Source organism: Pseudomonas sp. BN606 (assembly GCF_029873115.1).
Lineage (GTDB): Bacteria > Pseudomonadota > Gammaproteobacteria > Pseudomonadales > Pseudomonadaceae > Metapseudomonas.
Map to the genome: position 1 here is coordinate 133,836 of NZ_SSOF01000074.1, position 25,647 is coordinate 159,482.

The 25,647-nt window shown below is 62.5% G+C and carries 27 protein-coding genes; 4 read left to right on the plus strand and 23 right to left on the minus strand.

What is annotated here, in order from left to right; genetic code table 11:
• Window positions 1-131: 131 nt before the first annotated feature.
• A complete protein-coding gene (locus E8E75_RS16265; protein ID WP_153922356.1) occupies window positions 132-683 on the minus strand; it encodes a sugar ABC transporter ATPase in 552 nt (183 codons plus the stop codon).
• A 101-nt stretch (window positions 684-784) separates the two neighbouring features.
• On the opposite strand from E8E75_RS16265, the gene xseA reads away from it, so the two are divergent.
• The 4 genes from xseA to leuA all read left to right on the plus strand — a co-directional run bounded on the left by xseA (window position 785) and on the right by leuA (window position 6,345).
• Window positions 785-2,164, plus strand: a complete 1,380-nt coding sequence (gene xseA, locus E8E75_RS16270; RefSeq protein ID WP_153922354.1) for an exodeoxyribonuclease VII large subunit — start codon at window positions 785-787, stop codon at window positions 2,162-2,164.
• Between the two features lie 2 nt (window positions 2,165-2,166).
• Complete coding sequence (locus E8E75_RS16275) at window positions 2,167-2,988, plus strand: peptidoglycan DD-metalloendopeptidase family protein (RefSeq protein WP_120652792.1); 822 nt, start codon at window positions 2,167-2,169, stop codon at window positions 2,986-2,988.
• 108 nt (window positions 2,989-3,096) lie between these two features.
• Window positions 3,097-4,320: a mechanosensitive ion channel family protein gene (locus E8E75_RS16280; protein WP_120652793.1), complete on the plus strand. Its 1,224-nt coding sequence runs from the start codon at window positions 3,097-3,099 to the stop codon at window positions 4,318-4,320.
• A 354-nt stretch (window positions 4,321-4,674) separates the two neighbouring features.
• Window positions 4,675-6,345, plus strand: coding sequence for a 2-isopropylmalate synthase (gene leuA, locus E8E75_RS16285; RefSeq protein WP_218584191.1), 1,671 nt, complete (start codon window positions 4,675-4,677; stop codon window positions 6,343-6,345).
• Window positions 6,346-6,472: 127 nt separating this feature from the next.
• Here the strand turns inward: leuA and E8E75_RS16290 are convergent, their stop codons facing one another.
• The 22 genes from E8E75_RS16290 to trmJ form a co-directional block, all read right to left on the minus strand.
• Window positions 6,473-6,838 (minus strand): helix-turn-helix domain-containing protein, encoded by a 366-nt coding sequence (locus E8E75_RS16290; protein WP_120652794.1) that lies wholly within the window; start codon window positions 6,836-6,838, stop codon window positions 6,473-6,475.
• Window positions 6,839-6,851: 13 nt separating this feature from the next.
• On the minus strand, window positions 6,852-7,646 hold the full coding sequence (locus E8E75_RS16295; protein ID WP_120652795.1) for an amidohydrolase: 795 nt from the start codon (window positions 7,644-7,646) through the stop codon (window positions 6,852-6,854).
• Entirely contained in the window at window positions 7,634-8,782 is a 1,149-nt protein-coding gene (locus E8E75_RS16300; RefSeq protein ID WP_153922351.1) for a pyridoxal phosphate-dependent aminotransferase, read from the minus strand. The genes E8E75_RS16295 and E8E75_RS16300 overlap by 13 nt, the downstream gene beginning before the upstream one ends.
• 120 nt (window positions 8,783-8,902) lie before the next feature.
• Window positions 8,903-10,381 carry a ribosome biogenesis GTPase Der gene (gene der / locus E8E75_RS16305; RefSeq protein ID WP_120652797.1) on the minus strand — a complete coding sequence of 493 codons (1,479 nt, stop codon included), beginning with the start codon at window positions 10,379-10,381 and terminating at the stop codon, window positions 8,903-8,905.
• Window positions 10,382-10,459: 78 nt separating this feature from the next.
• Entirely contained in the window at window positions 10,460-11,602 is a 1,143-nt protein-coding gene (gene bamB / locus E8E75_RS16310) for an outer membrane protein assembly factor BamB (RefSeq protein ID WP_120652798.1), read from the minus strand.
• Between the two features lies 1 nt (window position 11,603).
• Window positions 11,604-12,242 (minus strand): YfgM family protein, encoded by a 639-nt coding sequence (locus E8E75_RS16315; RefSeq protein WP_120652799.1) that lies wholly within the window; start codon window positions 12,240-12,242, stop codon window positions 11,604-11,606.
• A 31-nt stretch (window positions 12,243-12,273) separates the two neighbouring features.
• Window positions 12,274-13,563, minus strand: coding sequence for a histidine--tRNA ligase (gene hisS / locus E8E75_RS16320; protein WP_120652800.1), 1,290 nt, complete (start codon window positions 13,561-13,563; stop codon window positions 12,274-12,276).
• Window positions 13,564-13,577: 14 nt separating this feature from the next.
• Entirely contained in the window at window positions 13,578-14,690 is a 1,113-nt protein-coding gene (ispG, locus tag E8E75_RS16325; protein WP_120652801.1) for a flavodoxin-dependent (E)-4-hydroxy-3-methylbut-2-enyl-diphosphate synthase, read from the minus strand.
• A gap of 3 nt (window positions 14,691-14,693) precedes the next feature.
• Entirely contained in the window at window positions 14,694-15,782 is a 1,089-nt protein-coding gene (locus E8E75_RS16330; protein WP_153922345.1) for a RodZ family helix-turn-helix domain-containing protein, read from the minus strand.
• On the minus strand, window positions 15,779-16,534 hold the full coding sequence (gene pilW, locus E8E75_RS16335; protein WP_120652803.1) for a type IV pilus biogenesis/stability protein PilW: 756 nt from the start codon (window positions 16,532-16,534) through the stop codon (window positions 15,779-15,781). The genes E8E75_RS16330 and pilW overlap by 4 nt, the downstream gene beginning before the upstream one ends.
• Before the next feature lie 13 nt (window positions 16,535-16,547).
• A complete protein-coding gene (rlmN, locus tag E8E75_RS16340) occupies window positions 16,548-17,696 on the minus strand; it encodes a 23S rRNA (adenine(2503)-C(2))-methyltransferase RlmN (RefSeq protein WP_077522640.1) in 1,149 nt (382 codons plus the stop codon).
• Window positions 17,697-17,720: 24 nt separating this feature from the next.
• Entirely contained in the window at window positions 17,721-18,152 is a 432-nt protein-coding gene (gene ndk / locus E8E75_RS16345) for a nucleoside-diphosphate kinase (protein ID WP_077522642.1), read from the minus strand.
• 103 nt (window positions 18,153-18,255) lie between these two features.
• The gene (iscX, locus tag E8E75_RS16350; RefSeq protein WP_120652804.1) at window positions 18,256-18,456 is read right to left on the minus strand and encodes a Fe-S cluster assembly protein IscX; all 201 of its coding nucleotides are present in this window, start codon (window positions 18,454-18,456) and stop codon (window positions 18,256-18,258) included.
• 2 nt (window positions 18,457-18,458) lie between these two features.
• Window positions 18,459-18,797: an ISC system 2Fe-2S type ferredoxin gene (gene fdx / locus E8E75_RS16355; RefSeq protein ID WP_120652805.1), complete on the minus strand. Its 339-nt coding sequence runs from the start codon at window positions 18,795-18,797 to the stop codon at window positions 18,459-18,461.
• A gap of 7 nt (window positions 18,798-18,804) precedes the next feature.
• Entirely contained in the window at window positions 18,805-20,664 is a 1,860-nt protein-coding gene (gene hscA / locus E8E75_RS16360) for a Fe-S protein assembly chaperone HscA (protein ID WP_153922342.1), read from the minus strand.
• A gap of 47 nt (window positions 20,665-20,711) precedes the next feature.
• A complete protein-coding gene (gene hscB / locus E8E75_RS16365) occupies window positions 20,712-21,233 on the minus strand; it encodes a co-chaperone HscB (protein WP_120652807.1) in 522 nt (173 codons plus the stop codon).
• A 7-nt stretch (window positions 21,234-21,240) separates the two neighbouring features.
• Window positions 21,241-21,564, minus strand: a complete 324-nt coding sequence (gene iscA / locus E8E75_RS16370) for an iron-sulfur cluster assembly protein IscA (protein WP_120652808.1) — start codon at window positions 21,562-21,564, stop codon at window positions 21,241-21,243.
• 25 nt (window positions 21,565-21,589) lie between these two features.
• On the minus strand, window positions 21,590-21,976 hold the full coding sequence (gene iscU / locus E8E75_RS16375; protein WP_120652809.1) for a Fe-S cluster assembly scaffold IscU: 387 nt from the start codon (window positions 21,974-21,976) through the stop codon (window positions 21,590-21,592).
• A 30-nt stretch (window positions 21,977-22,006) separates the two neighbouring features.
• Complete coding sequence (locus E8E75_RS16380; RefSeq protein WP_120652810.1) at window positions 22,007-23,221, minus strand: IscS subfamily cysteine desulfurase; 1,215 nt, start codon at window positions 23,219-23,221, stop codon at window positions 22,007-22,009.
• Between the two features lie 49 nt (window positions 23,222-23,270).
• Window positions 23,271-23,768 carry a Fe-S cluster assembly transcriptional regulator IscR gene (iscR, locus tag E8E75_RS16385; RefSeq protein ID WP_016491067.1) on the minus strand — a complete coding sequence of 166 codons (498 nt, stop codon included), beginning with the start codon at window positions 23,766-23,768 and terminating at the stop codon, window positions 23,271-23,273.
• 186 nt (window positions 23,769-23,954) lie between these two features.
• Window positions 23,955-24,731, minus strand: a complete 777-nt coding sequence (gene cysE, locus E8E75_RS16390; RefSeq protein WP_120652811.1) for a serine O-acetyltransferase — start codon at window positions 24,729-24,731, stop codon at window positions 23,955-23,957.
• Entirely contained in the window at window positions 24,731-25,504 is a 774-nt protein-coding gene (gene trmJ / locus E8E75_RS16395) for a tRNA (cytosine(32)/uridine(32)-2'-O)-methyltransferase TrmJ (protein ID WP_120652812.1), read from the minus strand. Before trmJ ends, cysE begins: the two co-directional genes overlap by 1 nt.
• Window positions 25,505-25,647 lie beyond the last annotated feature (143 nt).

The following is a 25,647-nucleotide window of genomic DNA, read 5'->3' on the forward strand; positions in this document are numbered from 1 at the left end:
GCGGCCGACGGTCTGTAGATCGGGTTTCTCGCCGCGGAAGCGAATTTATTCGCGAAAGTACCTTGTCGCGACCCCATAAGAGACGAATGGCAGGTGCTCGACCTGTTTCGCGACTGCAATCCGTTCTACGGTCAGCCGCCCGTTCGTACCTGCCGCACGGCGTACCCCAGCCGATCGCTGAAAGCATCGAGAAATGCCTGAGTGAAGCGGGTTTCGCCCCAGCCGTTGAAGATGAAGCCCAGGTTGGAGAACCCGCACGGCTGCGGGAAGAGGAATCCATTGATGTCGTCCTCGAAGCCGCATTCGGGGCAGCTGAAATTGTCTGTGTGCCCCGGCCACCAATCCTCCAGGCTCTCGAACAGCGGCTCGCCCACTTCCTGGCGGCATTCCGGACAACCCGCTTCGTTCAGGAAATCGCGGGTGGGTGTATAGATGCATCGTTTGTCCACCAGTTCGAGACCATTCACCGGCTGGCCGAACGGCAGACGCTCCGGATTTTCCACCACCTCGCGCGCGCCGGCGGCGATGGCGTAAGCCATGCGATTGCCTCGCAGGCCACAGGTGCTCGGCAGTGCCTCAACCACGTCACGCCGCGCCAGCCAGCGCAGCATGCGCCCTGCCAGGGCCTGATGGCCGGGCACGCTGGATACCTGCGGCACAATGATCAACTGGCTCGATTCCATCTCTGGCCTCCTGCTTGGGTGGGAAAGGGCGCGCAGCTTAACCGTCGCCCCTCACTCGTCAACTATGGCGCATGGCGACAAAGCCATTATCATTTCCCCCCATGCTCAAAGACCCCTTCCAACGGCTCGGCCTCGATCGTGAGGTGCTGACCGTCAGCCAGCTCAACCAACGCGCCCGCCATCTGCTCGAGGACGTGTTTCCGCAGGTCTGGGTGGAAGGCGAGATTTCCAACCTCGCCCGCCCCGCATCCGGCCACCTTTATTTCACCCTCAAGGACGCCCAGGCCCAGGTTCGCTGTGCCCTGTTCCGCCAGAACGCTCAGCGCGTTCGCCAGGCCCTGCGCGATGGCCTGGCCGTGCGCGTACGCGGCAAGGTTTCGCTGTTCGAGGGACGTGGCGACTACCAACTGATCGCCGATACGGTCGAGCCGGCTGGCGATGGCGCCTTGCGCCTGGCCTTCGAAGCGCTGAAGGAGAAGCTCGCCGCCGAGGGACTGTTCGCCGCCGAACGCAAGCGACCGCTGCCCGCCCACCCACAGCGCATCGGCATCATCAGCTCGCCTACAGGCGCGGTGATACGCGACATCATCAGCGTGTTCCGCCGCCGCGCGCCGCAGGTGCAACTGACCCTGATTCCCACTGCCGTACAAGGCCGCGAAGCCACCGCGCAGATTGTCCGCGCCCTGGCCCTTGCCGATGCCCAAGGCTTCGACGCGCTGATACTCGCCCGTGGCGGTGGCTCGCTGGAGGACCTCTGGTGCTTCAACGAAGAAGCCGTCGCGCGCGCCGTGGCTGCCTGCCAGACGCCCATCGTCAGCGCCGTGGGTCATGAGACAGACGTGTCCATCAGCGACTTCGTCGCCGATGTGCGCGCCCCTACCCCCTCTGCCGCCGCGGAGTTGCTGGCTCCGGACGCGAGCGAACTGCAGAAGCGCCTCGACAGCCTGCACCGACGCCTCGTCCTGCGCCTGCGGGAGCACCTGACCCGCGAACGCCTGCGTCTGGATGGCCTGTTCCGACGCCTGCGTCACCCGGGCGAACGCCTGCGCCAGCAAGCGCAGCGCCTGGACGACCTGGACATGCGCCTGCGCCGCGCGTTCGAACGCCAACAGCAGATTCGCCATGAGCGCCTGGTGCGCCTGGACACTCGCCTCGGCGCACAACATCCAGGGCGCGCCCTGGCTCTGCTGCGGCAAAAGCTCGACAGCCTGTCCGAGCGTCTGCCTCGCGCCGCTCGCGACGTCCTCAAGGACCGCCGCCAGCGCCTCGACGCCCTGGCCCAGACGCTGCACGTGGTCAGCCCGCTGGCCACACTCGGGCGCGGTTACAGCATTCTCCTCGACGAACGCGGTCAGGCCGTCCGCGCCGCCAGCCAGACTCGCCCAGGCCAGCGCCTGAAGGCCCGGCTCGGTGAAGGCGAGCTGGACGTGCGGGTCGAAGACAACCATCTCACACCCGTGAACCTCTCCCTGCTGGATTGAACATGCGACTGCTTGCTGCCCTGCTCCTCTGTCTCGCCCTACCCGCCCATGCCGAAGGCTTCATCACGCGCCTGCTGAACAAACCGGTGCCGGGTGGCGTGGCGGTGGTCCAGCTCGGCAGCAGTGCCCAGGCCCCCACCGCGCGCTACCAGGGCAAGCCGGTGCTGGTAGTGAAGGAAGACGGCCGCGACTGGATCGCCATCGTCGGCATTCCGCTGGGTACCAAGGTCGGCCAGCAGCAGATCCAGGTCAGCGACGGACGCAAGCTGGCCTTCGCCGTTGGTGCGCGTACCTATCGCGAACAGCACATCAAGCTGGCCAACACACGGCAGGTGAACCCACTGCCTGAGGACCTCAAGCGCATCGACCGCGAACTGGCCGAGCAGACCACTGCCTACCGCCGCTTCAGCCCCGGCTCGCCAAGCAACCTGCTGTTCGACAAGCCGGTGAACGGTCCGCTTTCCAGCCCCTTTGGCCTGCGCCGCTTCTTCAATGGCGAGGAGCGCAACCCTCACTCCGGCCTGGACTTCGCAGTGGGTGCCGGTACGCCGATCAAGGCTCCGGCTGCGGGCAAGGTAATCCTGATCGGCGACTACTTCTTCAATGGCAAGACAGTGTTCGTCGACCATGGCCAGGGCCTGATCAGCATGTTCTGTCATATGTCGAAGGTAGAGGTGAAGCTCGGCCAGCAACTGCCCCGCGGCGGTGTGGTCGGCCGCGTCGGCGCCACCGGCCGCGCCACCGGACCGCACATGCACTGGAATGTCAGCTTGAATGATGTGCGAGTGGACCCGGCCATTTTCATCGGTGCCTTCAAACCCTGAGAGACATCCGCGCTTACAGCCTGGGTTTGGGCCAGTGGGACGGATTTGTTATGGTCCGGCGCTTTCCGGGACCCGCCCTGTGCAGCGGATAGATAAAGGGAGCAGCCCATGCAAGAAGAAGTCACCCACTGGCTGATGTGGCTAAGACAGCACAACGAATTGCACACCGTCGTCTCCGTCAGTGTCCTCATCCTCCTGGCCTGGGTTTCCAACTGGATTGTCCGGCGCATCCTCCTGCGCGGCTTGTTTCGCCTTACCGGCGCGCAGATACAGGACCACGGCCTGATCAAGCGCCTTGCCAACGTGGTACCCGCACTGGTGCTGGCATTCGGCGTCAAGGTAGTACCGAACCTGCCCAGCGAGTTGGTGGAAGTGATCACCAACGTCTGCGCCGCTTTCATCATTCTCACCATCGCACTGGCCCTGAGCGCGGCGCTGAACATCGTCAGCAGCCTCTACCAGCGCCGCAAGGACGCCCACCTGCGCCCCATCAAGGGTTACGTGCAGGTGCTGAAGATCGCCATCTTCGCCATCGCCACCATCCTGATGATCGCCAGCCTGATCGACCGCTCGCCGCTGATCCTGCTCTCCGGCCTGGGCGCCATGGCTGCGGTGCTGCTGTTGATCTTCCAGGACACCCTGCTGTCCCTGGTGGCCAGCGTGCAGATAACCTCCAGCGACATCATTCGCGTCGGCGACTGGGTGGAAATGCCGCAGCTCAATGCCGACGGCGACGTGATCGACATCGCCCTGCATACGGTGAAGGTGCAGAACTGGGACAAGACCATCACCACCATACCCACCAAGCGCTTCATCACCGACTCGTTCAAGAATTGGCGTGGCATGCAGGAGTCCGGTGGCCGGAGGATCAAGCGCTGCCTGTACCTGGACCAGAACAGCGTGCATTTCCTCAGCGCGGATGACATCGACCACCTGCACCGATTCCGTCTGCTGGACGGCTACCTGAAAGCCAAGGAAAGCGAGCTGCTCAGCTGGAATAGCCAACTGGATGAGCCCCTTCGGCTGCCCGTCAACAGCCGCCAGTTGACCAACATCGGGACCTTCCGCGCTTACGTCGAGCACTACCTGCGGGAGAACCTGGACATCCGCAAGGACATGACCCTGATCGTGCGGCAGTTGGCCCCCACCGCCGACGGCTTGCCCCTGGAGCTGTACTGCTTCACCAATACCACCGCCTGGGCGAGTTATGAGGCCATCCAGTCCGACATCTTCGACCACCTGCTGGCGATCCTTCCCGAGTTCGGCCTGCGGGTGTTCCAGCACCCCAGTGGCGCAGACATGCGCGCGTTACGCCTGCCAAAGGCGGAGTGACCTGGGCGCTGTCCGCGAATTGCCCGGTAATGGGCCTTTCGCGGGCTGGCTGTCTCGCCCCAAAAGAGCGACGCAATCATCTATAGGAAATCGCGACGATCACGCAATAAATAACCCCATTGCAGATTCTTGCGCTCTTTTTCACCATTTTTTCCACAATGCTTGCCATATTCACTCACGATGAATAGGGTTAGCCCCTATGAAAACCGCACACACCCTCATCCTTCTGCGTCAACACGCCTGCCTGCGACTGGTCAGCCCACGACTGCGTGGCTGAATCCCACCTCCGCCGCAATCGCCGACTTCAATGCCTGGCCGACCACCACACGGCCCGCAGTAAAAAGGATTTGCCCCATGAGCATGCTGAAAGACCCGTCCCGCAAGTATCGCGCCTTCCCCGCAATCAACCTGCCGGACCGTACCTGGCCGTCGAAGACCATTACCGAAGTGCCGATCTGGTGCAGCTCCGACCTGCGTGACGGTAACCAGTCGCTGATCGAGCCAATGGATGCGCAGAAGAAGATGCGCTTCTTCAAGACCCTGGTGCAGGTAGGCCTGAAGGAAATCGAGGTGGCCTTCCCGTCCGCCTCCGATACCGATTTCAACTTCGTCCGCGAGCTGATCGAAGGCGGCCACATCCCGGATGACGTGACAATCCAGGTGCTGACCCAGGCACGCGCGGACCTGATCACCCGTACCTTCGAATCCCTGAAGGGTGCGAAGAAGGCCATCGTCCACGTCTACAACGCCACCGCGCCGTCCTTCCGCCGCATCGTCTTCAACCAGGACAAGGCCGGCGTGATCGAGATCGCCACCAGCGCCGCCAAACTGATCAAGAAGCTGGCTGCCGAGCAGCCAGGCACCGACTGGACCTTCCAGTACTCGCCGGAAATCTTCAGCTCCACCGAGCTGGATTTCGCTGTGGAAGTCTGTGATGCGGTAATCGACGTCTGGCAACCGACTCCCGAGAAGAAGATCATCCTCAACCTGCCGGCCACCGTGGAATGCGCCACGCCGAACGTGTACGCCGACCAGATCGAATGGTTCGGTCGCCATGTCAGCCGCCGCGACTCGGTCATCATCAGCCTGCACACCCACAACGACCGCGGCACCGGCGTCGCCGCCACCGAACTGGGCCTGATGGCCGGTGCTGACCGCGTCGAAGGCTGCCTGTTCGGCAACGGTGAGCGCACTGGCAACGTCGATCTGGTGACCCTGGCGCTGAACATGTACACCCAGGGCCTGCACCCGCAACTGGACTTCTCCGACATCGATGCCGTGCGCAAGGTCGTCGAAGAATGCAACCAGCTGCCGGTCCACCCGCGTCACCCATACGTGGGTGACCTGGTGCATACCGCATTCTCCGGCTCCCACCAGGACGCCATCCGCAAGGGCTTCGCCCAGCAGAAGGACGACGCCGTTTGGGAAGTGCCCTACCTGCCGATCGACCCGGCCGACATCGGTCGCAGCTATGAGGCAGTGATTCGCGTCAACAGCCAGTCCGGCAAGGGCGGAATCACCTTCCTGCTGGAGCAGGAATACGGTATCAGCCTGCCACGCCGCATGCAGATCGAGTTCAGCCAGGTGGTGCAGAAGGAAACGGATCGCCTTGGCCTGGAAATGACTGCCGATCAGATCTACAAACTGCTGGACGCCGAGTACCTGCAGGCCACCGCACCATTCACCCTGAAGGGCCATCGCCTGCAGGAGGAGAACGGCACCAGCGCCGTGGATATCGAGGTCCAGTTCAAGGGTGAAACCCAGCACATGCGCGGCATGGGCAAGGGCCCGCTGGAAGCCCTGGTGGCCAGTCTGCCGGTGAAGGTGGAGATCATGGATTACTCCGAACACGCCATCGGCGCCGGTACCAATGCCAAGGCCGCGGCCTACATCGAACTGCGCGTCAACGGCGGCCGTGCCCTGCACGGTATCGGCATCGACGAGAACCTCACCACCGCGAGCTTCCGTGCCCTGTTCAGCGCCCTCAACCGCGCCCTGAGCCAGGCCGAGGCCGAAGCGGCCTGAAGCCGATAGCGCAATAAAAAACCCCGCCATTCGGCGGGGTTTTCTTTTTCGGAGACGCTGTGGAAGCCAACTCATTCGCGAATCAATTCGCTCCCACAGTGGCCAGGGATTCGGCTCCAGAAAGCGCCTACCCCTGCTGCTGCCAGTGACACTTGCCCCAGGCACACATGGAATCCAGCACCGGTTTCAGGCTCAAGCCATGTTCGGTGAGGCGGTACTCCACCCGTGGCGGCACTTCTGCATAGACCGTGCGCGTGACGATACCGTCGCGTTCCAGCTCACGCAGTTGCTGCGTCAGCATCTTCTCGGTGATGCCCGGCACCAGCCGCTTGAGTTCGGAGAAGCGCCGGGACTCTGGGATCAGGTGGTAGACCAGCAGCGACTTCCACTTGCCGCCGATCACCGCCAGGGTGACTTCCACGGGCGTGTTGTAGACCTTCTCTCCCGCCACGAGCAGGTTACCCCCGGCAGGTAGCGGCTTGTGCTCGCTCATGGTTCCCCCGGGCTCAAAGGTGCAGGTCGAAGGTGTCCGCGTCGCGCATCGCAGGGAAGCGCTCGCGGTAGGCCGCCAGTTGTGAAGCGGACAGATCAGTGATGAAGACGCCATCGATATCGCCGGCATCCAGCAGGTTCTCTCCCTGGAAATCCAGCACCTGGCTATCGCCACTGTAACCATGCCCCTTGCCATCGGTGCCGACGCGGTTTACCGCCGCCACGTAGCAGAGGTTCTCGATGGCGCGTGCCGGTAGCAGGCGGTTCCAGTGATGGCGCCGGGCTGCTGGCCAGTTGGCCGTGTACAGGAGCAGATCAGTATCGTTGGCGTCGCGGCTCCACACCGGGAAGCGCAGGTCGTAGCAGATAAGCGGGCGCACTCGCCAGCCTTTCAGCTCGAACAGCGCCTGCGTTTCGCCTGGGGTGTAGTGCTTGTGCTCACCGGCCATACGGAACAGGTGGCGCTTGTCGTAATGCAGGACTTCGCCATCGGGACGCGCCCAGAGCAGGCGGTTGCGATGGCTACCATCGGCGGCCTGGATGATGACGCTGCCGGTGATCACGGCATCCAGACGTCGCGCCTGCTCACGCAGCCAGGAGTAGGTCGGCCCGTCTTCAGGCTCTGCGAGGGCTGCCGAGTCCATGGAAAAACCGGTGGTGAACATCTCCGGCAGGACAACCAGGTCCGCGCCTTTCGCCTGTTCCAGCAGGGTTTCGAAGTGGGCATGGTTCGCGGCGCGGTCGTGCCAGGCCAGAGTGGTCTGCACCAGGGCCAGCTTGAGATCAGGCAGGGAAGTCAGATCGCGCATAGCTTTTCCGCCGCCTGGCGCAGCGTCTCCTCACGTTTGGCGAAGCAGAACCGTACCAGGCGCAGTTCTTTTGGCGCTTGCTGGTAGAACACCGAAACCGGAATGGCGGCCACGCCGTGCTCGCGGGTCAGCCACTCGGACATGGCCACGTCATCCAGGTCGTTGCGAATGCCGCTGTAGTCGACCAATTGGAAATAGGTGCCAGCGGCACGGGTGAAGCGGAAGCGCGAACCGGCCAGCAGATCGCAGAACAGGTCGCGCTTGGCCTGGTAGAAGGCCGGCAACTCGGCCAGGTGCTCCGGGTGCGCAGCCATGAAGTCGGCCAGCGCCCACTGCAACGGGGTGACGCCGCAGAAATTCACGTACTGGTGGACCTTGCGCAGCTCGGCAGAAAGCGCGGGCGGCGCCACCACGTAGCCAGTCTTCCAGCCGGTGACGTGATAAGTCTTGCCGAAGGAACTGACCACGAAGGCTCGGGCGTAGAGTTCGTCATGGGCAAGCACGCTGACGTGGCCAACGCCGTCGAATACCAGGTGCTCGTAGACCTCGTCCGATACCAGATAGGTGTCACGGTCACGAATCAGCTCGGCCAATTGGTCCAGTTCCGCGCGGGAAATCAGCGCGCCGCTCGGGTTGTGCGGGCTGTTGAGGATGATCATGCGTGTACGCGGACTGAGGGCGTCGCGCATGCGCTGCCAGTCGATGGAGAAGCCCGGCAGCGCCAGGGGTACGTGCACGCAGCGGCCGCCGGCAAGTTCCACCGAAGGTTCATAGCTGTCGTAGCAAGGGTCGAGGACGATCACTTCGTCGCCGGCCCGGACCACCGCATGGATCGCGCAGAAAATAGCTTCAGTGGCGCCGGGGGTGACGGTCACCTCGCTGTCGGCGCTGACCTGGCGACCATAGAACGTGGCTACCTTGGCGGCCACCTGTTCGCGCAGGGCCGGCAAGCCGGTCATGGGGGCGTACTGGTTGTGTCCGCTGGCGATATGCCGCCCAACCGCGTCGCACAGGGCGCCAGGCGCGGGGAAATCCGGAAAGCCCTGGGACAGGTTGATGGCGCCGACTTCAGCGGCGAGCTGGGACATGCGGGTGAAGATGGTGGTGCCGACGTTGGGCAACTTGCTGGCGATCATTTCATCAGGCTGCTGGCGACTGGGAAGTGGGCCATAGCTTAACGCGGGACCACAGCGAGGCACACTCGGCAATGGCCAAGAAAAAGGGCGCCCCAGGGCGCCCTCTTCCGTTCCGATGAATCAGCGCTTCTTGTCGCGGCGCTTCTTCTCGGATTTCTTGTGGTGCGACATGAGGCGTCGCTTCTTGTTCACCTGGCGCTCGGTCAAGGTGTTCTTCTTGCCCTCGTAGGGGTTCTCGCCGCCCTTGTACTCGATGCGGATCGGCGTACCGACCAGCTTCAGCACGCGCCGGTAGGTGTTTTCCAGGTACCGGGAGTACGACTTGGGAACCGACTCGACCTGATTGCCGTGGATCACGATCAGCGGCGGGTTGGCACCACCCAGGTGGGCATAGCGCAGCTTGATGCGGCGGCCGTTGACCAGCGGCGGCTGGTGCTCCTGCACCGCGCCCTCGAGAATCTGGGTCAGGCGACTGGTGGGCCAACGGGTGATCGCCGAGCGGAAAGAGTCCTGAACCGACTTGTACAGGTGGCCGACGCCGGTGCCGTGCAAGGCGGAAATAAAGTGGATATCGGCGAAATCGACGAAGAATAGCCGGCGTTCCAGCTCGGTCTTCACATAGTCGCGCTCACTCGGCTCCATGCCGTCCCACTTGTTCAGGGCAATGACCAGCGCGCGGCCGGTTTCCAGCACGAAGCCCAGCAGGTTGAGGTCGTGCTCGACCACACCTTCGCGGGCATCCATCACGAAGACCACCACGTTGGCGTCCTGGATGGCCTGCAGGGTTTTCACCACCGAGAACTTTTCCACAGCCTCGAAGATCTTGCCGCGACGGCGTACACCGGCGGTGTCGATCAGCGTGTACTTCTCCTCGTTGCGCTCGAAGGGGATGTAGATGCTGTCACGGGTAGTCCCCGCCTGGTCGTACACGATCACCCGCTCTTCGCCGAGCATACGGTTGACCAGGGTGGATTTACCGACGTTGGGACGGCCGATGATGGCGATCTTGATGCCATCCTTCTCGCTCGGGCCGGGGATGCGCTTGGCTTCCTCGCCTTCCGCAACCACTTCGGCCTCGGCGGCTTCCTCTTCGTCGGCCTGGTCATCGCGGGGAAACTCGCCCAGTGCTTCCTGCAGCATCTGGCTGATGCCGCGGCCATGGGCGGCGGCGATCGGCAAGGCGTCACCCAGGCCCAGGGGGCTGAACTCGGCGCGGGCGATATCCGGATCGACGGTATCGACCTTGTTGGCCACCAGGAAGCTGCGCTTGTTCCGCTTGCGCAGGTGCTCGGCGATCATCTGATCGGCTGCGGTCATTCCGGCGCGGGAGTCGACCATGAACAACACCGCATCGGCTTCCTCGATGGCCTGCAGGGACTGCTCGGCCATTTTGGCGTCGATACCTTCCTCATCCCCGGAGATACCCCCGGTGTCGATGACGATATAGGTGCGGCCCTGCCACTTCGCCTCGCCGTACTGGCGGTCACGGGTGAGACCGGCGTACTCCGCGACGATCGCGTTGCGGGTCTTGGTCAGGCGGTTGAACAGGGTGGACTTGCCGACGTTTGGCCGACCCACCAGGGCGATTACGGGAACCATGAGGCTCTCCACTCGTTATTTCAGAAAACACAAAGGCCGCTGCCGATTGACGGCAGCGGCCGGGTATCAAGCTTCAGCTTAGCGGATGGTCAGGCCGACCAGCTTTCCGCCGTTGCCGTAGGCATACATCCACTCGCCGACCACCAGCGGACGGGCACGCAGGCCGTCGCCGTCGATCTTCACGCGGCCGACGAAGTGACCGTCCACCTGGCTCAGCAGGTGCAGGTAGCCTTCGAAGTCACCGACAGCCACATAGCTGGAATACACTTCCGGAGCCGACAGCTGGCGACGGGCCAGGGAGTCGTTGCTCCACAAGGCGGAGGCGGAACGCTCGTCCACGCCTTCCACGGTGCCATTGGCCAGGCTCACGTAGACGTTACCGAAACCCTGGGCGACGCCGGCATAGCTGGACGCCTCACGCTGCCAGAGCACACGGCCGCTTTCCAGGTCCAGTGCCGCGACGCGTCCCTGGTAGGTGGCCATGTAGATGGTACCGCCAGAAAGCAGCAGGCCACCGTCGATGTCCACCACACGATCCAGCTCGGAGCGGCCCTGGGGCACGGCCACGCGCTGTTCCCAGACCGGAATGCCGCGCTTGATGTCCAGAGCGAGCACCTTGCCGGTGGAAAGTCCGGCCACGGCCAGGTTGTTGGTCACGATGGGCGCGCCGGTACCACGCAAGGTCAGCACGGCCGGGGTGTTCTCGTAGATCCAGAGCTGATTGCCGGTGGCGGCATCGAAACCGAACAGGGTGTCGTTCTGGGTCTGCACGACCACCACGTCACCGTTGTTGGCCGCCGGCGCCAGCACTTCGCCGTTGACGCGAGCGCGCCATTTTTCTTCACCGTTGGTGGCGTCCAGGGCAACGACTTCACCCTTCAGGGTGCCGACCATCACCAGGCCGTAGCCGACACCCACAGCGCCGGATACCGGCAGTTCGAGATCCTGCTTCCAGATCACGTCGCCATTGAAGCGATTGAGCGCCATGACCTCGCCGTTCACGTCCGAGGCATAGATGGTGTCGCCATCGACGGCGGGCACCAACAGGTTGTAGGTTTCACCCTGGCCATCACCAATCGAACGGCTCCAGCCCTTGTCCAGCGTCACTTCTTCAGTGATGTCGGGCAGCTCGGCCGGCGGCAGTTCCTTCTTGCTGTTGCTGCTGCAGCCCACGGCCAAAACGGCCAGAGCCAGCACTGCGGCATTCTTCCAACGCATCACGTCACGCGTCCCCTTTTGCCAGGTCGTCGAGCTTCATCTGCAGGCCACCCACGGCGGCGTCTTCGGGCAGTGCGGCCTTGGCTTTCAGGTAGGCGGCATGCGCGTCGTCGGTGCGACCCAGCTGAACCAGCAGGTCGCCCTTGAGTTCTTCGCGGCTGGCGACAAAGGCCTTGTCGGCATCGCCATCAAGCAGCTTGAGGGCTTCATCGGCCTTGTTCTGCGCGGCCAGCACACGGGCCAGGCGCTGGCGAGCCAGCTCGCCCAGGGTCGCATCGGCAGGCTTGTCGAGCACGGACTTGAGTTCGGCGGCGGCGTCATCCAGCTTGCCAGCCTCGACCGCGACCTTGGCCACGAACAGGCTGCCGTACTGCGCGTAATGAGTACCGCCGAAATCGCTTTTCAATTTGCCGGCGAGCTCGGCAACCTTCGCCGAATCCGGGGTGCCACTCGGGTTCAGAGCGGTTTCCAGCAGTTGCTGGTAAACGATCGAGGCGCCTTGGGCCTGATTGGATTCGTACTTTTGCCAGGCCTGCCAACCAAAGACCACCGCCAGCGCCAATGCGCCGCCAGTGAGCATGGGTTTGCCGTTGCGCTGCCACCAGTCCCTGAACTGCGCAATCTGTTCTTCTTCAGTCTGCATGCTTAACCCCGTACTCCTGATCTTTAGTTGCTCAAGCCTGCTTCAGGCAGGCTGCGAGATGCTCAGCCAGAGCATCCCAGGCAATGCTTTGTTGTTCGCTGTCGTCGCGAAGCGGCTTGCAACCTACCACGCGCTTGGCCAGTTCGTCGTCCCCCAGGATCAGCGCATAACGGGCGCCGCTCTTGTCCGCCTTCTTGAACTGGCTCTTGAAGCTGCCGGCACCAGCATTGACCAGCAGGCGCAGGCCCGGAACGGCATCGCGCAACTGCTCGGAAAGACCGAGCGCAGCCAGTTCAGCGGCTTCGCCGAAGGCGCAGATAAAGACGTCGGCGGGGCTGTTCAACTCTTCCGGCACCAGGCCGAGGGTTTCCAGCAACAACACGAGACGCTCGACGCCCATGGCATAACCCACGCCCGGCGTCGGCTTGCCGCCGAACTGAGTGACCAGGCCATCGTAACGGCCACCGGCGCAGACGGTGCCCTGGGAGCCGAGCTTGTCGGTCACCCACTCGAAGACGGTGCGGCTGTAGTAGTCCAGGCCGCGCACCAGCTTCTGGTTGATTTCGTAGCGAATGCCCACGGCGTCCAGTCGTGCCTTGAGGCCTTCGAAGTGGACCAGCGACTCCTCGTCGAGGTAATCGTGCAGGGTCGGTGCGTCCACCAGCAGAGCCTGGGTGCCGCCATCCTTGCTGTCGAGAATGCGCAGCGGGTTGGTGGTCAGACGGCGCTGGCTGTCTTCGTCCAGCAGGTCGTAACGCTCCTGCAGGTAGGCGACCAGGGCATCGCGATAGCGGGCACGGGCCTCGCTGGAACCCAGGCTGTTCAACTGCAGGGTTACCGCTTCGGCAAGTCCGAGCTTTTTCCACAGGCGCCAGGTGAGCACGATCAGCTCGGCATCGATGTCCGGGCCGGGCAGGTTGAAGACTTCGACGCCCATCTGGTGGAACTGGCGATAGCGGCCTTTCTGCGGCTTCTCGTAGCGGAACATGGGGCCCGCGTACCAGAGTTTCTGCACCTGACCACCGCCGGTGAGGCCATGCTCGAGCACGGCGCGCACGCAGCCCGCGGTGCCTTCAGGACGCATGGTCAGCGACTCTTCGTTGCGATCGAGGAAGGTGTACATCTCCTTGTCGACCACGTCGGTGCCTTCGCCAATACCGCGCGCGAACAGCTCGGTGAACTCGAGGATCGGAAGACGGATTTCCTTGTAACCGTAGGCATCTAGCAGATCGGCCACGGTATTTTCCAGATAACGCCAAGCAGGCGTCTGCTCCGGCAGGATGTCGTTCATGCCACGAATGGCTTGCAGAGTCTTGCTCACGTGGATTCCTTGTTTCAGCTACGGGCGATCAACGCCGCGTCAGCTTCGGCCTTTGCGGCCGCCTTCTCGCGAATGAGCCGCTCCAGCTCATCCACCAGGTTGTCGTTATTCAGCTTCTGCGCCGGCTTGCCGTCGATGTAGACAAGGTTGTTCGGGGTGCCACCGGTAAGGCCGATATGGGCTTCCTTGGCTTCTCCCGGACCATTGACCACGCAACCGATCACAGCCACGTCCATTGGCACCAGAAGGTCTTCGAGACGGCCTTCCAGCTCGTTCATGGTCTTGACCACGTCGAAGTTCTGCCGCGAGCAGCTCGGGCAGGCGATGAAGTTGATGCCACGGGAACGCAAGTGCAGAGACTTGAGGATGTCGAAACCGACCTTTACCTCTTCGACCGGGTCCGCCGCCAGGGAGATGCGGATGGTGTCGCCGATTCCCTCGGCAAGCAGCATGCCCAGACCCACCGCGGATTTCACGGTACCGGAACGCAGGCCACCAGCTTCGGTGATGCCAAGGTGCAGGGGCTGCACGATCTGCTTGGCCAGCAGGCGATAGGCTTCGACGGCCATGAACACGTCGGACGCCTTTACACTGACCTTGAAGTCCTGGAAGTCCAGCTTGTCGAGATGCTCTACATGGCGCAGCGCAGACTCGACCAGAGCCTGCGGAGTGGGCTCGCCGTACTTCTTCTGCAGGTCCTTCTCCAGCGAACCGGCGTTGACACCGATGCGGATCGGGATGCCCTTGTCGCGCGCGGCATCGACCACAGCCCTGACGCGATCTTCGCGACCGATATTGCCCGGGTTGATGCGAAGGCAGTCGACCCCCAGCTCAGCAACACGCAGGGCGATCTTGTAATCGAAGTGAATGTCCGCCACCAGCGGTACCTGGACCTGCTGCTTGATGCGGCCGAATGCCTCGGCAGCGTCCATATCCGGCACGGAAATACGAACGATATCGACGCCGGCATCCACCAGACGCTGGATCTGACCCACGGTGGCGGCAACGTCACAGGTATCGGTGTTGGTCATGCTCTGGACGGCGATAGGCGCATCACCGCCCACCGGAACCGAGCCAACCCAGATTTTCCGCGAGACGCGGCGTTTGATCGGTGATTCGCAATGCATGACTTATTGCCCCAACTTCAGGCGCGCGGTCTCGCCGCGGACGTAAGGCGCCACATCGACCGACTGGCCGTTATAGCTGAGCTGGGCGCCACGTGCGAAGCCAAGACGAACCTCCAACGGAGCCTTGCCGGCCAACTCCAGGCTGTCGCCGGTACGCTTGAGCCCACTGACCAGCACCTTGCCGTCGGCGTCGGTGACCTGAGTCCAGCAATTGGCAGTGAACTGGATACGCACGACACCCTGGCCCTGCTGAGCGACTACAGGAGCCGGCGCAGGGGCCGCAGGAGCTACGGTAGCCGGAGTTGCCGCAGCCACAGGCGCCTCAGGCTGGGCAGCAGCAGGCGCGCCAGGAGCAACAGGAGCATCAGGAACGGACGACTGCACGGTCGGAGTGCTTGGAGCGACGGCAACGGTCGGCGCCTGGGCCGGAGCGGCAGGAGTGACCGCTGCGATCTCACCGGCCGGGGCAGCCGGGGCCCCGCCTTCTGCGACCTGCTGTTCAGGCTGAGCAGCGGTTTCCGGTGATACCTGGGCAGGAGTAGACGCCTGGCTTTCCTGGGCCTCAGCTACCGCCTGGTCTTCCGGTTCGTCGAGCGGGTGGATCTGGGTTGTACCGTCGGCACTTTCCACTTCCACATGTTCCATATTCACGCTGGCTGACTCTTCGCTGTTGCGGCTGGAGTGCTCCTGCCACCAGAAGAAACCCACCGCCCCCAATGCAAGCAGGATGACGAAGCTGACAACACGCAGCACGCTTTGGGAAAGTCGAACCGGTTCCTCGATGCGCCCCAGGCTATGCACGCTGCTGCCCTTGGCGTCGGTTCCGGTGAAATGATCGAACTCGGCCACCAGTACCGCCTGATCCATACCCAGCAGTTTGGCGTAGGCGCGCACGTAGCCGCGAGCAAAGGTGTGCCCTGGTAACTGGTCGAAGTCACCGGCCTCAAGCTGGCGCACTGCGTGCTCGGTCAGGTTCAAGTGGCGGGCGACCTCACCCAGGGTCAAATCCTTGCTCTCACGAGCCCTACGCAGGGTCTCACCTGGGTTGGCGCGGGTCGCCGCTACAGCTTCGGGATGCGACGCTTTCATCATTGCTCCGACAGGTATTGCTGATATTCCGGCGTGCCGGGATAGAGTCGCTTGAGTTGCAGACCGAGGCTGGCGGCCTGGTCGCGGTCTTCGAAAATGGTCGCCAGACGTGCGCCGAGCAGCAGGCTTCGAGCGTTCTGCGGGGCTATCTGCGAGTAGCGCTGATAGAAATCGCGGGCCGGCACGTACTGCTTATCATCGAAAGCCAGTTGAGACATTTCCAGCAATGCCAGGGGCTGCTGCCGGTTGAGGCGCAACGCCTTGTCGAAATGCTGCCTGGCCAGTGCAGGGTTGTTCATCTTCAGGGCAGTCAGGCCGAGGTTCTCGAATACCCGAGAGCGCTCTGGATAGAGGTTGTCCTCGGCGGCCTGCTGGAAGCGTTCGTAGGCATCTTTGTAGCGCCCCTGCTCGTACAGGAAGGTGCCGTAGTTGTTGAGGATGCGCGGATCGTTGCGGGAAGACAGCGCCTTGCGATAGTGCTGGTCGGCCAGGTCCGGCTCCATCTCGGTCTGGAACACCAGCGCAAGGGCCGCATTGGCATCCGCGTTGGACGGGTCCATCTCCAGGGCTTTCTTCAACGGCACCTTGGCACGTTCAGTAGCACCCTGCTTGAGGTAGCCGATGCCCAGGTTGATATACGCATCGCGTGCTGCATCACGGCCCGAGTCGGTCTTCATCGGGTCGACCTGACCAGTCGACACACAGGCCGCGAGCAGTACGGTGGAAGCGAGGAGCAGCGCAGCGCGCAGGATCATGGGTTGTCCTTCTCTAGTTCCGGTTCGCGGCGTTACTGGACGCCTCCGCTTCAGCGTTCAGTTGGCGCACTGCGATGTAGCGCTCGCTGCGACGGGTACGGTCCATGACCTGGCCGACCAGTTGGCCGCAAGCTGCATCGATGTCTTCGCCACGAGTGGTGCGGACGGTGACATTGTGCCCGGCCTTGTGCAACAGGTCCTGGAAGCGGCGGATCGCATTATTGCTCGGACGCTCGTAACCCGAGTGCGGGAAGGGATTGAACGGAATCAGGTTGATCTTGCAGGGGAAGTCCTTGAGCAGCTCGATCATCTGGGTGGCGTGTTCGGGCTGGTCGTTGACGTCCTTGAGCAGGGTGTATTCGACAGTCAGCACGCGCTTCTCGCCCAGGCGGGAGATGTAGCGGCGGCAGGAATCGAGCACCACGGCCAGGGGATACTTCTTGTTGATCGGCACCAACTGGTTGCGCAGCGGGTCGTTCGGCGCGTGCAGCGACAGCGCGAGGGAAACGTCGATCACCTCGCCCAGCTTGTCGATCATCGGCGCCACGCCGGAGGTAGACAGGGTCACCTTGCGCTTGGAGATGCCGTAACCGAGGTCGTCCATCATGATGTTCATGGCGGCGACCACGTTGTCGAAATTCAGCAGCGGTTCGCCCATGCCCATCATCACCACGTTGGTGATGGCACGGTCGATCTTCGCGGGGATGGTCCCGAAGGACTTGTTGGCGATCCACACCTGGCCGATCACTTCGGCGGCAGTGAGGTCGCTGTTGAAACCTTGCTTGCCCGTCGAGCAGAAACTGCAATCCAGAGCGCACCCGGCCTGGGACGAGACACACAGGGTGCCACGGCCGCCTTGCGGGATGTACACGGTTTCGACGCAGCTGCCGGAGGCCACGCGGACCACCCACTTGCGGGTGCCATCACTGGAGATGTCCTGGCTGACCACTTCCGGGCCGCGTATCTCGGCAGAGGCCTTGAGCTTGTCGCGCAAGGCCTTGCCGATATTGCTCATGGCGTCGAAATCATCGACGCCAAAGTGGTGAATCCACTTCATCACCTGACCGGCGCGGAAGCGTTTTTCCCCGATGGACTCGAAGAAGCTTTCCAGTTGCGGCTGGGTCAGACCCAGCAGATTCACTTTACCGGTCGATTCAGTCATGGCTTCACCCTCTCCCATTCGCTATTAGCGAATGCGAGCGCACACCTCAGTGGCGGCGAAGAAGTAGGAGATTTCGCGAGCAGCGGAAGCCTCGGAATCCGAACCGTGTACGGCGTTTTCGTCGATGGAAACGGCGTAATCGGCGCGAATGGTGCCGGCGTCGGCTTTCTTCGGATCGGTGGCACCCATCAGTTCACGGTTCTTGGCAACGGCATTCTCGCCTTCCAGAACCTGAACGACTACCGGGCCGGAAGTCATGAAGGAAACCAGGTCCTTGAAGAAGGGACGCTCTTTGTGTTCAGCGTAGAAACCGCCGGCTTCGCGCTCGGACAGTTGAACCATCTTGGCGGCAACGACGCGCAGGCCGGCCTTTTCGAAGCGGGTGATGATCTCACCCACTACGTTCTTGGCAACAGCGTCCGGCTTGATGATGGAGAGAGTACGTTCGACAGCCATGGAAAAACTCCAGAAACAAGGATTAAAGCGAAAAATTAAACCCGCGAATTATACGCGGGTTAGGGGGAAATGCGTAGGGCCGGAGCCCAGGGGCGGAAGCTGGTCAGTCGGCTTCTTCGATCCAGGCAGCCTGCACGGCCTCAAGAACCTTCTCGCCACCGCGCTGCGGGTCATCGGAGAACTCCGGCAACGCCAGAATCCAATTGTGCAGATCGACGAAATTGACGTAACGCGGGTCGACATCGGGCTTGGCTTCAGCGAGCTGGATAGCGATTTCCAGCACATCGGTCCATTTCAGGCTCATGCTCAATGCCCCTCGGAAACCTGGTTGATGGTGTATTTCGGAATTTCCACCACCAGATCCTCGTCAGCTACCAGCGCCTGGCAGGACAGGCGGGAATTTGGCTCCAGCCCCCAGGCCTTGTCCAGCATGTCGTCTTCCAGTTCGTCGGAAGCCTCCATGGAATTGAAGCCCTCGCGCACCACCACGTGGCAAGTGGTGCAGGCGCAGGACTTCTCGCAGGCATGTTCGATGTCGATACCGCTGCGCAGTGCGGCATTCAGGATGCTTTCGCCCGGCTGAGCCTCGATCACGGCACCCTCGGGGCAATGCTCGGCGTGGGGCAGGAAGATGATCTGCGGCATTTCTGGTTCAATCCTCGATTTCGTTGAGTCGGCGGCCGGACAGGGCTGCCTTGACGGCGGCATCCATACGACGCGCGGCAAAGGCATCGGTCACCTGGGACAGGCGCTTGATCTGGCCCTCGATGGCGACGACATCACCGCCAGCCGCCAGATCGCGCAGGGTCTGCATGCTGTCGAGGATGGCGGCGCGCTCGGCGTCATCCAACAGTCGCTCGCCATCGGCGTCCAGCGCAGCCTGGACAGCTTCCAGCAGGCGCTCGGCCTCGACCTGCTGCTCGCGCAGGGCGCGGGCATTCTTGTCTTCGCCGGCGTATTGGAAGGAGTCCTGCAGCATGCGAGATATCTCGCCATCAGTCAGTCCGTAGGACGGCTTCACCTGGATACTTGCCTCGACGCCCGAAGCCAGCTCGCGGGCAGTCACGCCCAGCAAGCCGTCGGCGTCCACCTGGAAGGTCACGCGGATCTTCGCCGCACCCGCCACCATCGGCGGAATGCCGCGTAACTCGAAGCGTGCCAGGGAACGGCAATCCTTGATCAGCTCGCGCTCACCCTGGAGCACGTGGATCATCATGGCCGACTGGCCATCCTTATAGGTGGTGAAATCCTGGGCGCGGGCCACTGGAATCGTGGTGTTGCGCGGAATCACCTTCTCCATCAGCCCGCCCATGGTTTCCAGGCCGAGCGACAGTGGAATTACGTCGAGAAGCAGCAGCTCTTCACCACGCTTGTTGCCCGCCAGCGTATCGGCCTGCACGGCCGCGCCGATGGCCACGACCTGATCAGGATCGATATCGGTCAGCGGTTGGCGGCCGAACATCTCGGCTACGGCCTCACGTACACGCGGCACGCGGGTGGAACCGCCGACCATGACAACAGCCTCGACTTCATCCAACTCGATGCCGGCATCACGCACGGCGCGACGACAGGCCTTGAGGCTGCGGGCGACCATGGGCTCGATCAGGGAGTCGAACTGCTCACGAGTGAGCACGCCACGCCAATCGCCATGGACCAACTCGACGCGGTCGGTATCGGTCAGGGCTTCCTTGGCATCGCACGCAGCGCGCAACAGGCTGCGCTGTACGCCGGGATCGAGGTCGGCGGAAAGACCGGCCTGCTCGACCATCCAGCCGGCAATCGCATGGTCGAAATCATCGCCACCCAGGGCGCTGTCGCCACCGGTAGCCATGACCTCGAAGACGCCGCGGGTCAGGCGCAGGATTGAGATATCGAAGGTGCCGCCACCCAGGTCGTAGATGGCGACTACGCCTTCAGCCTGCTTATCCAGGCCATAGGCCACAGCGGCAGCGGTAGGCTCATTGAGCAGGCGCAGCACATTGAGCCCGGCAAGACGCGCGGCGTCCTTGGTGGCCTGGCGCTGAGCCTCATCGAAGTAAGCCGGCACGGTAATCACCGCACCAACCAGCTCGCCACCGAGAGTCTGCTCGGCGCGCTGGCGCAGGGCCTTGAGAATGTCAGCCGAGACTTCCACCGGGCTCTTGGCACCCTGGACGGTCTCGATGAAGGGCATGTGTGATTCGCCACCAACGAAGCGATAGGGCAGTTGCTCGCCCAGCTGCTTGACGTCTTCCAGGCCGCGCCCCATGAAGCGCTTGACCGAAATGATGGTATTGAACGGATCACTGGCAGCAGCCTGCTTGGCACTGCGACCGACCTCGACGCGATCGGCGTGATAGCGGACGGCGGAGGGCAGGATGACCTGGCCTTCAGCATCCGGCAGGGGTTCGGCGACACCGCTGCGCACAGCAGCGACCAGCGAATTGGTAGTACCCAGGTCGATGCCAACCGCCAGGCGGCGCTGGTGCGGCTGGGGGCTCAGCCCGGGTTCGGCGATCTGCAGTAAGGCCATGCTTGTCTATTTATCAGGCGTACCGGCAACCAAGACGGCATCGCGGGTTAATCGTCGAGGCGCTCTTCCAGTTGGCGCACTTCGTGGGTCAGCTTGTCGAGGAACTGCATACGGCGCACCAGACGCTCGGCGTCTTCGCGGCGCTCGGCATCGTCCCAGCACTCGGCAAACTCTCCATCCAGCTCCGCCTGCGCTGCCTTGAGCCGGCGCTTGAACACGCCGACACCATCAAGATCAGCACTGTCGTGCAACTCTTCCAACTCTTCGCGCCACTGCATCTGCTGCAGCAGGAACTGAGGGTCCTGCACCGTAACTTCCAGCGGCAGTTCCTTTCCCTTCAGCGCCAACAGATAAAGTGCCCTTCGCGGCGCGCTCTTCAGTGTCTGGTATGCGTCGTTAAGCTGCGCCGCACGCTCCAGCGCCAGGCGCTGCTCGCGCTCGGATGCATCGGCAAAACGGTCGGGATGGACAGTACGCGCCAGCTCGCGATAACGCGTCGCAAGCTGGTCAAGGTCCAGTCGATAACCCGGCTTCAGGTCGAACAGGGCGAAATGACAGGGAGTTCCCACACACGCCTCAGACGTTGAAGCTCTCGCCGCAGCCACACTCGCCGCGCACGTTAGGGTTATTGAACTTGAAGCCCTCGTTGAGCCCTTCGCGAACGAAGTCCAGCTCAGTACCATCAAGGTAGGTCAGGCTCTTGGGATCGATGATCACTTTGACGCCGTGACTCTCGAAAACCAGGTCATCCGCAGCCAACTCGTCGACGAACTCCAGCACATAGGCGAGACCGGAGCAGCCAGTCGTACGCACCCCCAGACGGATACCTTCACCCTTGCCGCGCCCATCAATGGAACGCTGCACGTGACGGGCGGCGGATTCAGTCATGCTGATGGCCATTGCAACTCCTTACTCGTTCGAGCACTTAGAGCAGACCCTTCTTCTGCTTGTAGTCATGGACGGCCGCCTTGATGGCGTCCTCAGCCAGTACCGAGCAGTGAATCTTCACCGGCGGCAAGGCCAGTTCTTCGGCGATGGTGGTGTTCTTGATGGCAGCCGCCTCGTCCAGGGTCTTGCCCTTCATCCACTCGGTGGCGAGGGAGCTGGAAGCGATGGCGGAACCGCAGCCATAGGTCTTGAACTTGGCGTCTTCGATGACACCCTGCTCGTTGACCTTGATCTGCAGACGCATCACGTCGCCGCAGGCCGGCGCACCGACCATGCCAGTACCCACGTTAGGGTCCTGGGCGTCGAGCTTGCCGACGTTGCGCGGGTTTTCGTAGTGGTCGATGACCTTTTCGCTGTATGCCATGGTAACTATTCCTCACTCATCAGGGTGGCGTCAGTGCGCCTGCCATTCGACCTGGGAAAGGTCGACGCCCTCTTTATACATATCCCACAGCGGGGACAGTTCACGGAGCTTACTGACCGCTTCGCGCACCTTGGCTGCGGCGTAGTCCACTTCTTCCTCGGTCGTGAAGCGGCCGAAAGTGAAGCGGATGGAACTGTGCGCCAGCTCGTCGTTGCGACCCAGGGCACGCAGCACGTAGGACGGCTCCAGGGAGGCCGAGGTGCAGGCGGAACCGGAGGAGACCGCGAGGTCCTTGAGCGCCATGATCAGCGACTCACCTTCGACGTAATTGAAGCTGACGTTCATGTTGTGCGGCACACGTGCAGTGGCGCTGCCGTTCAGGTAGAGCTCTTCCATGCCATCGATCTGGGCCCAGAAGCGATCGGCCAGGGCCTTGATGCGCACGCGTTCGGTGGCCATTTCCTGCTTGGCAATGTGGAAGGCCTCGCCCATGCCGACGATCTGGTGAGTAGCCAGTGTGCCGGAGCGCATGCCGCGCTCGTGACCACCGCCATGCATCATGGCTTCGAGACGCACGCGCGGCTTGCGGCGAACGTAAAGCGCGCCAATGCCTTTCGGGCCGTAGGTCTTGTGGGCAGAGAAGGACATCAGGTCGACCTTGAGCTTCTCAAGGTCAATCTCCACCTTGCCGGTGGATTGGGCGGCATCGACGTGGAAGAGGATGCCGCGGGCACGGGTCAGCTCGCCGATGGCGGCGATGTCGTTGACGGTGCCGATTTCGTTGTTCACGTGCATGACGGAAACCAGGATGGTGTCGTCACGCAGCGCAGCTTCGACCATGGAAGGAGTGATCAGGCCATCTTCACCTGGCTCCAGGTAAGTCACTTCGAAACCTTCGCGCTCCAGCTGGCGGGTGGTGTCCAGAACCGCCTTGTGCTCGATCTTCGAGGTGATGATGTGCTTGCCCTTGCCACCGTAGAAGTGCGCAACACCCTTGATGGCCAGGTTGTCGGATTCGGTCGCACCGGAAGTCCAGACGATTTCACGAGGGTCGGCATTGACCAGCTCAGCTACCTGACGACGGGCATTCTCCACCGCCTCTTCAGCTTTCCAGCCAAACACGTGGGAACGCGAGGCGGGGTTGCCGAAGTTGCCGTCCACCAGCAGGCACTCGCTCATTTTCTGAGCGACGCGCGGGTCCACCGGCGTGGTGGCGGAGTAGTCGAGGTAGATCGGCAATTTCATCGGGGCTCTCCTATCAGGTATCGGGGCCAATCACGGGCCGGCGCCCTGCTCAATCGATGGCGGACGCTTCAATCTTATCGAGGTGCGGCATCCTGCCATTGCTTCCACAGCGGCGTTGATCCTGCCGTTGTGCGACCTCTTGAACCTCACGGCGGTTGACCAGATCGGCCAAACTGATGCCGCTGAGGAACTCGTGGATCTGCAGACTCAGATCACACCAGAGGTGGTGGGTCAGACAGGTATCGCCAGAATGGCAATCGCCCAGGCCCTGACAACGAGTGGCATCCACCGACTCGTTGACCGCATCTATTACCTGGGCGACATGAATGCCGTGCATGTCGCGGGAAAGCTGGTAGCCACCGCCCGGGCCGCGAACACTGCTGACCAGATTGCCGCGGCGGAGCTTGGCGAAAAGCTGCTCGAGGTAGGACAGGGAAATGCCCTGTCGCTCGGAAATATCAGCCAGAGACACCGGCCCATGCTGCGCATGCAGCGCCAGATCGAGCATGGCGGTGACGGCGTATCGGCCTTTGGTGGTCAGTCGCATGGTGAGTACCACGGGATCGCTGGAGTGCAGCGAGTATGCGATTCCCGACTATTTAAGTCAACTATAAGCCTGATCAAATTAGTCGGGATTACATCTTGCAGGGGCGTGCATGATAGCAGAGGCACATCCCGTTAGCACCCTAAGAATCCGGCCCCGAATACTGATCCAGGGCCGAATCGGAACGCGTCAGGCGACCGGTTTGCGCTCTTCGTCCTTGACGCCGGCGAAGTCCTCGTCGCGAAGCTCCGGCAGCGCACTGGCGCAGTAGTCACTGCCCAGCGCCGTGAGCGCCTTGCACATGCCGTCGAGGCGCTCGTCCACCGCCTGCACATGGTCCAGCAACTGGCCGATGGCGCGAGCCACGGGGTCCGGCATGTCCTGACCAAGACCATAGGCATCGAAACCAAAACGCTCCGCGATGGCCTGGCGCTTGGCCTCCTGCTCCGGATCAGCCTTGACGATGATCCGACCGGGAATCCCAACCGCGGTGGCGCCAGCTGGTACCTCCTTGGTCACCACGGCATTGGAGCCGATCTTGGCACCCGCACCAACGGTGAAAGGCCCAAGCACCTTGGCGCCCGCTCCAACTACCACGCCATCCTCCAGCGTCGGGTGGCGTTTGCCCTGGTTCCAGCTGGTACCTCCCAGAGTCACACCCTGGTAAAGGGTAACGTCGTTGCCGATTTCGGCAGTCTCACCAATGACGATCCCCATACCGTGATCAATGAAGAACCGCCGACCGATCTTCGCGCCGGGATGGATTTCAATACCCGTCAACCAACGACTGAAATTCGACACCAGGCGCGCCAGCCACTTCCAGCCAGCGATCCAAAGCGCATGCGCTACACGATGCAACCAGATGGCATGCAGGCCCGGGTAACAGGTGAGCACCTCGAAGGCATTGCGCGCAGCCGGATCACGGTGGAACACGCTTTGAATGTCTTCTCGAATGCCGTCGAACATCACTTGTCACTCCGTTTGCTTGCTTCGCCCCGCGCAGCTTTCTGGGTTTCCGTCAGGATGCCTCGCAGGATGTTCATTTCCAGCTTGCTGATGCCACTGCGGCCGTAGAGCCGGCGCAGGCGGGACATCAGATGCCGCGGCTTCTCCGGGTCCAGGAAGCCAATCTCCACCAGGGTACTTTCGAGGTGTTCGTAATAGCGCTCCAATTCATCGACGGTCACCGGCTGGGCATTGAGCATGGCGGTGGTTTCCACCTTCTCCACCTTGCTTGGCAAACCTTCTTGCTCAAGCCACGCCATTCGCACCTCATACACCAGCACCTGCACGGCGGCAGCCAGGTTTAACGAGGAGAACTCCGGATTGGACGGGATGTGCACGTGATACTGGCAGCGCTGCAGCTCTTCATTGGTCAGCCCCGCGTATTCGCGACCGAACACCAGGGCGACCTCACCTCCGAGCTGCGCTTGCTCCACGGAGGTCTTGCCGCATTCGCGCGGATCGAGCAATGGCCAGGGAATGCGACGGTCGCGAGCGCTGGTGCCGATTACCAGACTGCAGCCCACCAGCGCCTCCTCCAGGGTGGCGACCACCTGGGCACCCGCCAGAATGTCGTCCGCACCGGAGGCGCGAGCTTGAGCCTCAGGACTCGGGAAGTCCTCGGGATCGACCAGAACCAGCCTCGACAGGCCCATATTCTTCATGGCGCGGGCGGCACCACCGATATTGCCGGGATGGCTGGTATTGACCAGCACCACGCGAATGTTCTGCAGCAACGCTCTAGTCTCCCAGCGGAACGTCAAGGGAGCGGAATATTACCGGAGGCCCGGGCGCAACGCTACGAATGACGCCTCCTCCCCTGCCTGCCTTGGGCTTTTTCTGCTACTATGTGCGGCTTTCTTCTTTAACGACCCAGGTG

Bases quoted from the DNA above. Each gene is read 5' to 3' on its own strand.
- E8E75_RS16265 (WP_153922356.1), bottom strand. From the start codon at position 683: ATGGAATCGAGCCAGTTGATCATTGTGCCGCAGGTATCCAGCGTGCCC.
- xseA (WP_153922354.1), top strand. From the start codon at position 785: ATGCTCAAAGACCCCTTCCAACGGCTCGGCCTCGATCGTGAGGTGCTG.
- E8E75_RS16275 (WP_120652792.1), top strand. From the start codon at position 2,167: ATGCGACTGCTTGCTGCCCTGCTCCTCTGTCTCGCCCTACCCGCCCAT.
- E8E75_RS16280 (WP_120652793.1), top strand. From the start codon at position 3,097: ATGCAAGAAGAAGTCACCCACTGGCTGATGTGGCTAAGACAGCACAAC.
- leuA (WP_218584191.1), top strand. From the start codon at position 4,675: ATGAGCATGCTGAAAGACCCGTCCCGCAAGTATCGCGCCTTCCCCGCA.
- E8E75_RS16290 (WP_120652794.1), bottom strand. From the start codon at position 6,838: ATGAGCGAGCACAAGCCGCTACCTGCCGGGGGTAACCTGCTCGTGGCG.
- E8E75_RS16295 (WP_120652795.1), bottom strand. From the start codon at position 7,646: ATGCGCGATCTGACTTCCCTGCCTGATCTCAAGCTGGCCCTGGTGCAG.
- E8E75_RS16300 (WP_153922351.1), bottom strand. From the start codon at position 8,782: ATGATCGCCAGCAAGTTGCCCAACGTCGGCACCACCATCTTCACCCGC.
- der (WP_120652797.1), bottom strand. From the start codon at position 10,381: ATGGTTCCCGTAATCGCCCTGGTGGGTCGGCCAAACGTCGGCAAGTCC.
- E8E75_RS16315 (WP_120652799.1), bottom strand. From the start codon at position 12,242: ATGCAGACTGAAGAAGAACAGATTGCGCAGTTCAGGGACTGGTGGCAG.
- ispG (WP_120652801.1), bottom strand. From the start codon at position 14,690: ATGCATTGCGAATCACCGATCAAACGCCGCGTCTCGCGGAAAATCTGG.
- E8E75_RS16330 (WP_153922345.1), bottom strand. From the start codon at position 15,782: ATGATGAAAGCGTCGCATCCCGAAGCTGTAGCGGCGACCCGCGCCAAC.
- pilW (WP_120652803.1), bottom strand. From the start codon at position 16,534: ATGATCCTGCGCGCTGCGCTGCTCCTCGCTTCCACCGTACTGCTCGCG.
- rlmN (WP_077522640.1), bottom strand. From the start codon at position 17,696: ATGACTGAATCGACCGGTAAAGTGAATCTGCTGGGTCTGACCCAGCCG.
- ndk (WP_077522642.1), bottom strand. From the start codon at position 18,152: ATGGCTGTCGAACGTACTCTCTCCATCATCAAGCCGGACGCTGTTGCC.
- iscX (WP_120652804.1), bottom strand. From the start codon at position 18,456: ATGAGCCTGAAATGGACCGATGTGCTGGAAATCGCTATCCAGCTCGCT.
- fdx (WP_120652805.1), bottom strand. From the start codon at position 18,797: ATGCCGCAGATCATCTTCCTGCCCCACGCCGAGCATTGCCCCGAGGGT.
- hscA (WP_153922342.1), bottom strand. From the start codon at position 20,664: ATGGCCTTACTGCAGATCGCCGAACCCGGGCTGAGCCCCCAGCCGCAC.
- iscA (WP_120652808.1), bottom strand. From the start codon at position 21,564: ATGGCCATCAGCATGACTGAATCCGCCGCCCGTCACGTGCAGCGTTCC.
- iscU (WP_120652809.1), bottom strand. From the start codon at position 21,976: ATGGCATACAGCGAAAAGGTCATCGACCACTACGAAAACCCGCGCAAC.
- E8E75_RS16380 (WP_120652810.1), bottom strand. From the start codon at position 23,221: ATGAAATTGCCGATCTACCTCGACTACTCCGCCACCACGCCGGTGGAC.
- iscR (WP_016491067.1), bottom strand. From the start codon at position 23,768: ATGCGACTGACCACCAAAGGCCGATACGCCGTCACCGCCATGCTCGAT.
- cysE (WP_120652811.1), bottom strand. From the start codon at position 24,731: ATGTTCGACGGCATTCGAGAAGACATTCAAAGCGTGTTCCACCGTGAT.